The sequence below is a fragment of the Chryseobacterium sp. YIM B08800 genome, assembly GCF_026163565.1.
Classification (GTDB): Bacteria; Bacteroidota; Bacteroidia; order Flavobacteriales; family Weeksellaceae; genus Chryseobacterium.
Genome location: NZ_JAPDKN010000004.1, coordinates 63,743 through 77,554, shown reverse-complemented (window position 1 = coordinate 77,554; position 13,812 = coordinate 63,743). Strand labels below are relative to the sequence as shown.

The 13,812-nt window shown below is 33.4% G+C and carries 10 protein-coding genes; 9 read left to right on the top strand and 1 reads right to left on the bottom strand.

Annotated features, from left to right (window positions below; all coding sequences use genetic code 11):
- Positions 1-28: 28 nt before the first annotated feature.
- The 4 genes from OEW74_RS02235 to OEW74_RS02220 all read left to right on the top strand — a co-directional run bounded on the left by OEW74_RS02235 (position 29) and on the right by OEW74_RS02220 (position 7,148).
- On the top strand, positions 29-751 hold the full coding sequence (locus OEW74_RS02235; RefSeq protein WP_265426942.1) for an ABC transporter ATP-binding protein: 723 nt from the start codon (positions 29-31) through the stop codon (positions 749-751).
- 78 nt (positions 752-829) lie between these two features.
- Positions 830-3,244, top strand: coding sequence for an FtsX-like permease family protein (locus tag OEW74_RS02230; RefSeq protein WP_265426941.1), 2,415 nt, complete (start codon positions 830-832; stop codon positions 3,242-3,244).
- 90 nt (positions 3,245-3,334) lie between these two features.
- On the top strand, positions 3,335-5,755 hold the full coding sequence (locus OEW74_RS02225; RefSeq protein WP_265426940.1) for an ABC transporter permease: 2,421 nt from the start codon (positions 3,335-3,337) through the stop codon (positions 5,753-5,755).
- Positions 5,756-5,849: 94 nt separating this feature from the next.
- Entirely contained in the window at positions 5,850-7,148 is a 1,299-nt protein-coding gene (locus OEW74_RS02220; protein ID WP_265426939.1) for a TolC family protein, read from the top strand.
- 220 nt (positions 7,149-7,368) lie between these two features.
- Here the strand turns inward: OEW74_RS02220 and OEW74_RS02215 are convergent, their stop codons facing one another.
- On the bottom strand, positions 7,369-8,850 hold the full coding sequence (locus OEW74_RS02215; RefSeq protein ID WP_265426938.1) for a PLP-dependent aminotransferase family protein: 1,482 nt from the start codon (positions 8,848-8,850) through the stop codon (positions 7,369-7,371).
- 65 nt (positions 8,851-8,915) lie between these two features.
- Here OEW74_RS02215 and OEW74_RS02210 point away from each other — a divergent pair, with 65 nt between their 5' ends.
- The 5 genes from OEW74_RS02210 to bioA are packed head-to-tail and all read left to right on the top strand — an operon-like array spanning position 8,916 to position 13,548.
- Entirely contained in the window at positions 8,916-9,539 is a 624-nt protein-coding gene (locus tag OEW74_RS02210) for a hypothetical protein (RefSeq protein ID WP_265426937.1), read from the top strand.
- Positions 9,532-10,641 (top strand): aminotransferase class I/II-fold pyridoxal phosphate-dependent enzyme, encoded by a 1,110-nt coding sequence (locus OEW74_RS02205; RefSeq protein ID WP_265426936.1) that lies wholly within the window; start codon positions 9,532-9,534, stop codon positions 10,639-10,641. Before OEW74_RS02210 ends, OEW74_RS02205 begins: the two co-directional genes overlap by 8 nt.
- Positions 10,642-11,250 (top strand): dethiobiotin synthase, encoded by a 609-nt coding sequence (gene bioD / locus OEW74_RS02200; protein ID WP_265426935.1) that lies wholly within the window; start codon positions 10,642-10,644, stop codon positions 11,248-11,250. It abuts the gene before it with no gap.
- Positions 11,247-12,263, top strand: a complete 1,017-nt coding sequence (gene bioB, locus OEW74_RS02195) for a biotin synthase BioB (protein WP_265426934.1) — start codon at positions 11,247-11,249, stop codon at positions 12,261-12,263. Before bioD ends, bioB begins: the two co-directional genes overlap by 4 nt.
- Positions 12,264-12,282: 19 nt before the next feature.
- On the top strand, positions 12,283-13,548 hold the full coding sequence (gene bioA / locus OEW74_RS02190) for an adenosylmethionine--8-amino-7-oxononanoate transaminase (protein WP_265426933.1): 1,266 nt from the start codon (positions 12,283-12,285) through the stop codon (positions 13,546-13,548).
- The last annotated feature ends 264 nt before the right edge of the window (positions 13,549-13,812 follow it).

Sequence of the window (13,812 nt, the reverse complement as noted above, 5' to 3'; positions counted from 1 at the left end):
ACTAACAACTAATTACAAATAACTAATTATGATAAACATTACAAACCTTTCAAAAGTATATAAAACCGAAGACGTACAAACCAACGCACTCAATAACGTAAGTTTACGCATAAAAGAAGGTGAATTTGTTGCAATAATGGGACCTTCAGGTTGCGGAAAATCTACTTTCCTGAATATTATCGGATTGCTCGACAGCGCTTCTTCCGGTTCGTACAAATTTGCTGAAACCGAAACACAAAGTCTTAGTGAAAAGAAAAAATCTGAGATCAGAAAGAAAAATATCGGCTTTATCTTCCAAAATTTTAATCTGATTGATGAATTAACGGTTTATGAAAACATAGAATTACCATTAATTTACAACGGTATTTCTTCCTCGGAAAGAAAAAAACGAGTAGAAGAAATTATGGAGAAAATAAATATTGCTCATCGCGCAAAACATTATCCACAGCAACTTTCCGGAGGTCAGCAGCAAAGAGCTGCCGTTGCGAGAGCCTTGGTTACAAAACCAAAACTAATTCTTGCCGATGAACCAACGGGAAATCTCGATTCTTCCAACGGAAATGAAGTGATGAATCTTTTGGCAGAACTTCACCGCGAAGGTTCTACAATTGCGATGGTAACACACTCTTCTTACGATGCGGGTTATGCCTCAAGAATCGTAAATATGAAAGACGGCGAAATTTTCTCGGAAGAACATTCTTCTCAAAGAAAAGATGTTTTCGAAAAAGCAGATGCTAAAAACTTTAGTTGATAGTTGTCGGTTGTTAGTTGATGGGAATTCTCAAAACTAACAACAATCAACTAACAACAATCCCCAAAATCAACAATTATGCTACAAAACTGGCTCAAAATTGCCTTCATCAATTATAAAAAAAACTGGCTTTCCACGATAATTAATTTATTTGGATTGACGATTGGATTGACAGGATTTATGCTCATTCTAATGCATTGGAATGATGAAGAATCTTACGAAAAATGGAATCCCAAGAAAGATAATATTTATTACTTTCAAACGTACTACAAAAAAGATAATATTTATGGCGGTGCTATTTCGATACCTTTAGCCGAAAATGCATTAAAGCGAATCTCTGAAGTTCAGGATTATGCTTTGATGAGCGGTACAGATATCGCCTACAAAATGACCACGAAAAATAAAACAGCTTATCAGGAGGGTGGTATGGCGGCGTCTGAGAATTTTTTCAATGTGTTCCCATTCAAATTGGTGGCAGGAAGCTATAAAAATGTTTTTAAAAACGATAACAATATTGCTATTTCCAATGTTGTTGCAAAAAATCTTTTTGGAAAAACCGACGTTACGGGAGAAACAATTAAAATTAACAAGACAGATTACATCGTTACAGCAGTTTACGAATTACCAAAAGAAAACAGCCAGATAAAGCCTGATTTTATTTTTAAACCTGCAGAACGTTTGAAAGAGGATAAAGAAGCTTGGGGGAATTTCAATTATGGATGCTTTTTTCTGTTAAAAAAAGGTGCAGACCCAAGAAGTTTTGAGAAAAAATTTCTAGATGTCATTATGTTGCGAGCAAAAATAAATTCTGAAGGTGCAGGAATAACACCTCAACAATATATTGATACGTATGGACCAACGGATTCATTACTTACACCGCTGGATAAAATAAAACTGCATTCAGAAATGACTTGGTTTGGGAAACCGGATTTCAAATCATTAATGATTTTGTTCGCACTTTCTGTTTTAATTGTGATTTTATCAGCCATCAATTTTATTAATTTAAAAACAGCACAAGCTTCTCAAAGAGCTAAAGAAATCGGGGTAAGAAAAGCGATTGGAAGCACAAAATCTAGTTTGGTTCTTCAATTCCTGATGGAAACTTTTTTAATTTGTTTTGCTTCTTATCTTTTGTCTTTGGCTTTAACAGAGCTTCTTTTGCCAAGTCTCAACAAGTTTTATAACAAAGAAATTGTGATGAGCGATTGGAGAGTTTATTTTTATTCATTTGCGATGGTAGCTTTGGTTACGGTTGTTTCCGGGCTCATTCCGGCTTTATATTTATCTAATTTCAAAGCGATAGAAACTTTAAAAGGAAATTTTGCCAGAAGTAAAAATGGTGTTTGGCTGAGAAACGGAATTCTGACTTTACAACTTATTATCTCTTCTTTTTTCATTATCGGTGGTTTGATTGTAAATCAGCAGGTAAAACACATGATGAATAAAGATTTGGGCTTTAACGGGAAACAGGTTTTTCAAATTAATTTTAATGAAGATAACAACGGAAAACCTTGGCTAAAATATGAAAGACTGAAAACTGAAATGGCAAAAATTCCTGGTGTAGAAAGCATTTCTTTTACAGAAGCGCCTCCCGGAACAAATGGCCAGAGCAGTTCAAATGTAGATTATCTGAATACAAGTATTCAGGCTCGTCATGGCTCTATGGATTATAATTATCTTCAGTTTATGGGTGTTAAATTGCTTAAAGGACGCTGGCTAGATCCAAAATTATCCTCAGATACAATTAACAATGCATTGGTGAACGAAGCTTTTGTAAGAAAATTTGGATGGACAGATGAACAGGCAATGAAAAGAGAAGTAAGACCAGGATTCGACGATAAAGCTTATCATATTGTAGGAATTACAAAAGATTTCAACATCAGAAGTTTGAAGAGCGAAGTGGAACCCATGATTTTTTTCCACTATAGAGAAACTACCTGGAAACGATATAACGTAGGTAATATTGAATTGAAATTAAAAGCAGACGATATCGATGGAACTGTGAAAAGGCTAAAAACGTATTGGCAAAATAATGTAGAACCGGGTTACCCATTCAAGTCTTATTTTATTGATAAACAATTTGCGAAAACTTTTGAAACGTATCAGAAACAACAGACGCTTTTCACAATTTTAAATGCAATGGTTTTAATGGTGGCATTACTCGGATTATTCGCTTTGTCTTCATTAATGATTGAGCAAAAATTAAAAGATGTAGCCATCAAAAAAACATTAGGTGCATCAGACGGAACTTTGATCGTAGGATTGACGAAACAGTTTCTGTGGATTACTTTTATTGCGGTTGTTGTAAGTATTCCGATCAGTTATTATCTGATGAACGAATGGCTGAAAGATTTTGCTTACCGAATTGATATGCCAATTTTTCCATTCATTCTGAGTATGATTTTATTATTAGTTTTAACATTTGCGGTGGTAAGTATTAAAGCATACCAAGCCACAAAAGTGAATCTTGTGAAATATTTAAAATACGAATAAAATTAGTTAATAGTTATTGGTTCTCAGTTGATAGAGAGTTTTGAAACCATCAACTGACAACTATTAACTAACAACCAAAAACCACCAACTATGCTTAAAAACTGTCTCAAAATAGCATTTGTCAACTATAGAAAAAACTGGCTTTCCACGATGATCAATGTTTTAGGATTGAGCGTTGGTTTGTGTGTCTTTCTGTTGATTTTTATTCATTGGCAGGATGAGAAAACATACGAACAATGGAATCCTAATAAAGATAATATTTATCTGGTAGAAAATTTTAATTCCTCTTTTGGAACAATGCCTGTTTCAAGTTATCCCGAGATATTCGGATCAAAAGAAATGTTTTCGGAGATTGAGGATGCTACAATATTTAATGATTGGGGAAGAAAAAAAGTGAGCTTCGGAAATAATTCAGCGTATGTTTCTGCCGGAGCTACGGTAAATTCTTTTTTTAATTTTTTTCCTTTTGAAAAAGTTGCCGGAAACTTTAAAGATGCTTTATCCGATGTAAGTAAAGTTGCTTTATCAGAAGAAACGGCAAAATTGCTTTTTGAGGATGATTATTTGAACTCAATTGGGAAAGCTGTTAAAATTGAAGTTGATGACAAAAACTATATTGTAACAGCAATTTATAAAATACCTGTTGCCAATACAGTTTTTAAACCTGACTTTGTTATTATGAATCCTTATATGGAAGGCAATAAAACACAGTGGACGAACTACAGCTATAATGGTTTTTTTAAAATAAAACCGGGTTCTGATATTAAAGCCCTTGAAGATAAAATAGCAAGAAAAATGCGGGAACAAGATGAGATTTCTGCAAAAAAATGGGGTTACGAAACAGATAAAAAAAATCCTTTAAAAGTGTATCTCTCACCACTAGAAACCATAAAGCTTGATGCAAAAAGTGACGGGATAAATAAAGGAGATAAAAAATCGATAATGATTTTGCTTGGAATATCTGCTTTGATATTGCTTTTATCGGGGATTAATTTAATTAATTTAAAAACCGCTCAGGCGGCTCAAAGAGCAAAAGAAGTTGGGGTAAAGAAAGTGATAGGAAGTTCAAAATCAAAACTGGTTTTTCAGTTTTTAATGGAAACTTTTATTATTTGTTTCGTAGCTTATATTTTAGCTTTTGCTATGGTTGAGCTTTTGCTTCCTTCGTACAATAAATTTTTGAATAAAGATATTCAGCTAAAAAACATAAGTCTCTTTATTTATACAGCTTTGTTACTGATTATTTTTTCTCTGGTTTCAGGGTTGATTCCTGCACTTTATCTGTCAAATTTTAAACCAATCAATACCTTGAAAGGAAATTTTGCCAGAAGCAGACATGGTATTTGGTTAAGAAACTCCATTCTTACTTTACAGTTAATTATTTCTTCATTTTTTATTATCTGTTCTTTAATTATTCATACTCAGGTTAAATATATGATGAATAAAGATTTAGGATTTAAAGGGAATCAGGTGGTTCAAATTGATTTTAAAAAAACAAGTTGGGAGAATAATTATAATGCGAAAAAATATCAACTTCTAAAGAGTGAAATTGCCAGAATAAAAGGTGTTGCGGATATTACAGGTTCTATACAATCCATAGGAAGAGGTGCTGCCAATACTTCTGTTGCTAAGGATGCACGAGATAGTACCAAAACAGTAGAAGGTACAGGTCTTGGAGCAATTGACGAGAACTATCTTCGTTTTTACAAAATACAGTTTTTATCGGGGCGAGATTTAAATTGGAAAATAGCTTCAGATACAATTAACGGAGCGGTTGTAAACGAAACTTTTGCAAAGAAGTTGGGCTACAATTCAAAAAGCGCCTTGGGAAAAGAGATTTTAACAGGTTGGGACGACCGTAAGAAATATAAGATTCTGGGTGTAGTAAAAGATTTTTACTATAACGGTGTTGATAAACCAATTGAACCTGTGGTTTTTTTCAATTATGACAGAACCTGGGTTAAAAATAATATGTCTAATCTGCAAATAAAGCTTTCAGGTGATGATATCAACGGAACTTTGGAGCAAATTAAAGAATTCTGGCTCACAAAAACAGAACCGGGTTATCCTTTTGAATACGAATTTGTGGATAAACAATTTGCTAAAACTTTTGAACGATTTCAGAAGCAACAGACTCTTTTTACAACGCTTAATATTGTTGTTTTGGTGATTGCATTATTAGGATTATTTGCATTGTCATCACTTCTTATTGAGCAGAAACTGAAAGATGTTGCCATTAAAAAAACTTTAGGAGCAGACGAAAAAACAATTGTCTGGGATTTGACCAAAAGATTTTTACTGATTTGTATAATCGCTGTTTTAATAAGCATCCCGTTTGGATATTTTGCAATGAACGAATGGCTGAAAGATTTCTCTTACCGAATTGATATGCCGGTTTGGCCGTATGTTCTAAGCATGATCTTGCTTTTGCTCTTAACGTTTTTTGTTGTAAGCTTCAAAGCGTATCGTGCAACGAAAATAAATCTTGTTAAACATTTGAAATACGAATAATGTTTGAAGTTAGATGATGGAAGTTGGATGTCTTTGATATCCCAATATTCACTTTCGGCTTCTGTCATCCATCTTCCATTCAAAAAAATCTACAATGAAAAAAATAGTCTTCATTTTTATAATAAATCTTTTCCCGGCTCAACAAAGTTGGACGCTCAAAGAATGTCTCGATTATGCTTCAAAAAATCATCCGTTGGTAAAACAGGCAACCGTAAATATTCAAAAAAATGACCGACAGATTGCAGCTTCAAAAGGAATGTTGCTTCCGTCTGTCAATGCTGGTGTCAATCACAGTTATAGTTTGGGTTCGTCAATCAATCAGTCGAGTAATCAAAGAGAGGCGCTTAATACACAGTATGATCAGGTGATTGCTCAGGCAAATGTTGAATTGTTTAATTGGAGGAATTATTTGAATATTTCTTTGTCTAAATTGAATAAAAATGCGAGTACATATAGGCTTAAACAAGCTCAGAATGAAGTAAAACTTACTGTAATTCAGAATTTTTTCATGTATCAAAACAGCAAAAGCTGGCTGGAAGTTTTAGAAACACAGATTGCAGGAATCGAAGAACAAATTAAACGTACTGAAAAAGAAGTGGAAATAGGAAGTCGCTCAAAAAGTGATATTTATGATATTAAAGCCAATTTGGGAACTTTACAGGAGCAGTGGGTTTCAGCAAAAAACCAACGTGATCTGGCAAAAATAAATCTTCTGAATGCACTGAGTATTACACAGGATTCTATAGATTTTGTGATGGATGACAATGAATCTTTAGTTCAGGAAGATTTTAATACTGCAGATTTTACCAATAAATTAATAGAAAATAACCCAGCTTACAAAACGGTTATTGCTGAAATCAGGGCACAGGAAAAAAATATAGATATTGAAAAATCTTACTATCTTCCAACATTGACTGGAAATTACAGTTGGTCTACTTTTTATAATAAATCTTTGGGCAGCAATGCTCTTTCCAATGCAAATTTTTCTGATCAGTTTAGTCAGAATAAAAACCAGTCGATTTCTTTTGGTTTAAATATTCCGATTTTTAATAAATTCCAAATAAAAAATAACGTAGAAATAGCAAAACTAAACGTTATCAATTTCAATTACAGCAAAGATTTAATCATTAATGATTTAACAAAATCGATCAATTCTATAAAAGCTCAGTTTCTGAATGCGCAGGAAAAATACAGTCTTTTGGAACTTAATTTCGAAAATCAAAAACTGTCTTTTCAGAAATCTGAAGAAAAATATAAAGAAGGTTTAATGGATGCTTATACGTTTTTTGTGGTGAGGAATAACTGGCTTCAGGCGAATTATAATTTAATAAGCAGCAAAAATGATGTCAATCAGCAAGTCGAATTATTGAAGGTTCTTCAATCTGAATTTTAACATCATGCAAATAATTTTTCGCTGATTTTTTATCTATTGTAAGCTCAACCTTGTCAAGGTTAATAATTCACATATTTATTAACCTTGACAAGTTTTTTTTTGAAATATTTTTAAAGAAAATGAGTACTATGGTTGTTGCTTTGTAAGCTTTTGAATTTCTCTTTTTTCATCATTTCTTTTGATACTTTTGCGGTGAAAAATATTCTTATTTTTTTTGAAATCAGGATAATAATTTGATGTTTTCAGATAAAATCTTAATGCTTTTATCCATTTCTGTCAGATTTAAATTTCCAAAACCCAATCGCATTGCTGTAAGATCTTTGTTCTGATAAAGCAGGGTTTTAGGAATGAAAAGATTGTTTTTAGTACAGTTTCTACTGAGCTGCATTAGATTTACAGGGATTTTCCACTTCATCCACACTGCTAAACCTCCTGAAGGTTTTTGAAAATCGATGTAGTCTCCCAAGTTTTTTTCTAAAAGAGAAACGAAATAATCTCTTCTTTCCTGATAAGTTTTTAATGATTTTTTTAAATATCGGTTAATTTCACCTTCAGCAATCATTTCTCCCAAAACGTGTTCCATCAGAACGTCGCCCTGTCGGTCTATAATTCCCAAATATTTTCTCATTTCGATCATCAGATTTTCTGGCGCAACAATAAATCCCGTTCGGAAACCGGGAACCAAAGATTTTCCGAAAGATCCAATATAAATAACCATTCCGTTGGTATCTGCGCTCGCCAAAGGAAGAATAGGACTTTTATCATAATGGAAATCATAATCGTAATCGTCTTCCAGAATGATAAAACCAAATTCATTGGCAAGATTAAGTAACTCCAACCTTCGTTTTGCACTCAGGGTGACTGTAGTAGGATAGTGGTGATGCGGTGTGAGATAAAGCATTCTTATTTTCTGCTTTTTACAAGCTTCTCTTACTTCTTCTACATTAATTCCTTCTTCATCAATTGAAATGGGTTGAATTTTTACTCCTGCTTTTTGGAAGATCATATTGACTGAGAAATAGCTTAATTCTCCGACCAAAACAACATCTCCTGCCGAAAGTAAAATTTCAGAAACAATATAAATACTCATTTCCGTACTTCTCGTAATCAAAAGATTGTTTTTTGAGATCGGTAAGCCTCTTGATAGATTTAAAAATTGTGAGAGGTTTTTTTTGAAAAATTCACTTCCATCCTGATTGTATTGTCCTATTTTATGAGCTTTTCTTTTTAAAATGGAACTGTAAATTCGGGAATGATGGTCAATTTGCGTTAAACGAATATCCGGAACGCCGTCATTGAAAATATATTCGCAATCAGAATACTCAAACGGATTATCTAAAATATTTGAAGTTTTAAATGAAAAACCTGTTGATTTGGGATAATGTTCAAGGTTGTTCTTCTCAAAATCTTTAATTTGAAATGGTTTTTCCTGATTTTTTCCAATCACAAAAGTTCCTTTATTAGGAAGGCTTTCTACCCAGCCTTGTGCAAACAATTCGTCATAAGCAGCAACAATTGTATTTCTGTGAACCTGCAAAATGATGCTTAAAGCCCTTGTTCCCGGAAGTTTTATGCCAAAAGGAAGAACGCCTCTTTGTATCGCATTAATTAATTGATTGGAGATTTGCATGTAGATAGAAATCTCTGAATTTCTATTGATTAAAATAAAACTCTCGTAAGGAAATTCAGCCGGACTATTCATAATGTTAAAACTGGTACTATCTAACCATCCGGTAATATACTACTTTTGAAACAAAATAAAAACAAATGGAATTTTATAATCTTATTGATAAAATCGTAAGCGATAATGAAGCTCATTCAAAATGGCTCAATACGCTGTCTTTTATGGAAAATGCGGGAGCAAGAAAAATTTCTGCTTGCGAACATCCTACAAAAGTAAATTTAATACAGTTGAAACATGCTTGTGAAGAGCATCGTCATGCATATTATCTTAAAAAACAAATTGGGAAAATAAATCCTGAATTATGTAAAACTTATGAAGGCAACGAGCTTTTAGCACCGATCGCAACACGACAATATCTTCATGCTCTGGATGTTAAAGCGTGTAAGTATCTTCTTGCTCATTTCGATTTGACAAAAGAAGAATTAAAATATGCGGCTTATCTTTTCGTGACGTATGCAATTGAAGTTCGTGCTGATGAATTATATCCTGTATATCAGGAAGTTCTTACCAAAACCAATTCAAAAGTGATGGTGAAATCGATTATATTGGAAGAAGAAGGACATTTGGAAGAAATGATCCATCAATTGGATGAATTTTCTGAGTACTGGAAACCACACGCAGAGAAAATTATAGAAATTGAAAAAGATTTGCACACCGACTGGGTGAATGCGATAACTGAAGAAGTGATGAAACCGGATTATGCTTAATCATCTTCATTATTTTCAGGAGGCTCTGGATAAAAGAAAAGCAGATCAAACTTTAAGAATATTAAAACCCAAATTAGAAGGTATCGATTTTTATTCTAATGATTATTTGGGATTGGCAAGAAATGAAGAGTTACGAAATTTATTATTAAAACAAATTAATGATCATCCTCATTTGCTTTCAGGAAGTACTGGTTCGAGATTGATCAGCGGAAATAGTACAGAGGTTATCGAAACAGAAAACTTTATTTCAAAAGAGCATCAAAATGAATCTGCATTGCTTTTTTCTTCCGGATACAATGCCAATTTAGCTCTGTTTTCTACACTTCCGAACCGTCATGATACGATTATTGTTGATGAAAAAATTCACAGATCCATACATGATGCCTGTAAAATGTCGCATGCTAAAAAATTAAAATTTAAGCATAATGATGTTGGCGATTTGGAACAAGTTTTAAAAAGACAAAACGGGAATTGTTACGTTGCAATAGAAAGTCTGTACTCGATGGATGGAGATTTTGCGCCAATTCGTGAAATTGTAGAAATCACTAAAAAATATAATGCTTTTTTGATTGTAGATGAAGCTCATTCTTTTGGTGTTTTTGGATACGGTTTGGTTGAAAAATACCAATTGCAAACAAAGGTTTTGGCAACGGTAATTACTTACGGAAAAGCGCTCGGTTCACATGGTGCGGCAATTTTATGTGATGAGGTTATCAAATCTTATCTTGTGAATTTTGCATCACCATTTATTTACACTACCGCCACTCAGGATATTCAGTGGAGAAGTGTAAAAACCGGATATGAATTTTTAAAAATAAATTCCAATTTATCTTCCAGCTTACAAGAAAACATTAAAATTTTTCATCAGCAAAATATAAAAACGCCATCTTCTGAAAATAGTCCGATTCAGGCAGTTTTAATATCAGATAATCATCGGTTGAAAGATTTGCAGGAAACTTTATTGCATGAAGGATTTTTAACCTATGCTGTTTTTAGTCCGACGGTAAAAGAAGGAACAGAAAGATTGAGGATCTGCCTTCACAGCTTCAATACAGAAGAAGAAATTGTAACACTTAGTGAAATTATTAAAAGATTTATTTAAATGAAATTATTTGTAACCGGAATCGGAACCGAAGTCGGAAAAACTGTTTGTTCATCAATTCTCACAAAATACTTTAATGCTGATTACTGGAAACCCATTCAGTCTGGAGATCTACATTTTTCAGACAGCATGAAAATTAAAGAATGGGTGGGTGAAAATGTGCTCATTCATCCTGAAAAATATCGATTGCAACTTGCGGCATCACCTCATCAGTCGGCTTTGGAAGAAGGAGTTTTAATTAACAGTGATGATTTTAAACTTCCTGAAACTCAAAATAATTTAATTGTAGAAGGAGCGGGAGGATTGATGGTTCCAATTTCTGATGAGGAATTCATTATTGATTTAATTGAAAAACTAAACCTTCCCGTTGCTTTGGTTGTGAGAAATTATTTAGGATGCATCAATCATACTTTATTATCACTGATGGCTTTAGAGCAAAAAAATATTAAGCTTGAGTATTTGATCTTAAATGGAGATTTCCCTGAAGATACAGAAAGAGTGATTTGTAAAAATATTCAGGAGGAAACCAAAATTATAATAATTCCCGACATAGAGAAAATAACAAAAGAAAATATAGAACGTATTACAAAACAATTAGAGAAAATATGATAGATAAAACAAAATTGAGAAATGATTGGACAAAAGAAGAGATCGAAAAGATTTACAATCTTCCTCTTCTCGAATTGATTTATAAAGCAGCAACCGTTCACAGAGAATGGCATGATCCGGAAGAGGTACAAATGTCAACTCTATTATCTATAAAAACTGGTGGTTGCGTAGAAGATTGTTCGTATTGCGGACAGGCTGCACGTTATCACACCAATATTAAAGTTCAGGCTTTATTGCCAACTGAAAAAGTAATCGAACATGCTCAAAAAGCAAAAGACAACGGCTCTTCCCGTTTCTGTATGGCTGCAGCTTGGCGAGAAGTACGAAATAACCGTGATTTTGATCGTGTAATTGACATGGTAAAAGGAGTGAATGAACTCGGACTTGAAGTGTGCTGTACGCTCGGAATGTTGACAGAAGAACAAGCTGTTCGTCTTGAACAAGCTGGTTTGTATGCGTACAATCACAATTTGGACACTTCAGAGCAATATTATGAAGAAATTATTTCCACAAGAACTTTTGATAATAGAATTAATACCATCAACAACGTCAGAAAAGCAGGAATTACAGTTTGTTCAGGCGGAATTATCGGTTTGGGCGAAACGCATGCAGACAGAATTTCAATGTTGTTGACATTATCAACGATGCCAAAACATCCTGAATCTGTTCCTATCAACGCATTGGCAAGAGTTGCAGGAACACCTCTTGAAAATAATGAAAAAACTGACACTTGGGAAATGGTAAGAATGATCGCTACCGCAAGAATTGTAATGCCTTCATCGATGGTTCGTCTGAGCGCAGGAAGGATTGAAATGACAGAATTTGAACAAGGGTGGTGTTTTATGGCAGGAGCAAACTCAATTTTTACAGGGGAAAGAGAAACTTTATTGGTAACTCCAAATCCAGGAGTTTCTGAAGATATGCAAATGCTGCAGACCTTAGGATTGAAACCGATGAAAAGACAAGCTGAAAAAGTAATAGATCAATTTGAAACCTGGAAAGCTAACTTCTAGTTTCTAATCTCTATAATCTATGAATTTACAAGAGCGAGACAGAGCCGTCAATTGGCATCCTTACACGCAAATGAAAACTGCAGATGATGCAATTCCTATCGTTAAAGGAAAAGGAGTTTACCTTTTTGATGATAAAGGAAACAAATACATTGACGCCGTTTCTTCATGGTGGGTTACGCTTCACGGTCATGCGCATCCTTACATTGCACAACGGGTTTCTGAACAGTTGAATACTTTAGAGCAGGTTATTTTTGCGGGTTTTACTCATGAGCCAGCGATACAACTTTCTGAAAATTTACTAAAACTTCTTCCTCAAAATCAGCAGAAAGTTTTCTATTCTGATAACGGATCGACCGCCGTGGAAGTCGCTTTGAAAATATGTATTCAACATGCTTACAATCAGGGAAAGGAAAAGACGAAAATTTTAGCATTTAAAAACGCTTATCACGGCGATACTTTCGGGGCAATGTCGGTAAGCGGAAGAAGTGTTTGGACAAAACCTTTCGGAGAAATGTTATTTGAAGTCATTTTTATTGATACTCCTACTTCTGAAAATATTGAAGATCTCAAAGCCCAAATTTCAGCGTATCAGGATGAAGTTGTTTGTTTCATTTACGAACCGCTCATTCAGGGAGCAGCAGGAATGTTGATGTACAATGCTGAAGATTTGGATAACTTAATGAAATTCTGCAGAGCAAATGGAATTTTGATGATTCAGGATGAGGTTTTCACAGGTTTTGGACGAACAGGAAAATTGTTTGCAGCTAATTATCTTTCAGAAAAACCAGATATTATGTGTTTTTCTAAAGGTTTGACAGGTGGTACGATGCCAATGGGAATTACAACATCTACTAATGAAATTTTCGAAGCATTTTTGTCTGATGATAAATATAAAACGTTGTTTCACGGGCATTCTTTTACAGCAAATCCGTTAGCTTGTACTGCTGCTTTGGCAAGTATGGAGCTTTTGTTGAATGATGAAACACAAAAAAATATCCAGCGAATTTCGGAGCAACATTTTCATTTTTTGAATATTTTAAAAGAGCATTCAAAAGTTGAAAACGTACGACAAACCGGAACTATTTTAGCTTGGGAAATTAAAAATGACCATAAAACTTCTTATTTTAACGAGATAGGTAAGAAGCTGTATGATGAATTTTTATCTCGAGGAATTGTCATGCGTCCATTAGGAAATGTCATGTATTTGGTTCCACCTTATTGTATCAGTTCAGATGAATTAAATTTCATTTATGAGAATATTTTGGAGGTGCTAAATTGCCTTTAAAAATATATATTTATAATTAGAGGTTATTTAAATTTGATATTTATTTTTAACATTAAGAAATTAAGATCATTGTCTTAAAAACTTAATACAAAATCAATGTGTTGATTTCTTAATCATATCCTGCTTAAATAACTAAATACTTTAATTTAGACAATTAAGACAAAGGCAATAGAAAACATTTAATAAAAAATTAAACAGGTTCTTAGTTTGGGTTAAATTCTTTTGAATTTGTTTAAAACCATAAAAAAATAAACATTTCAATAT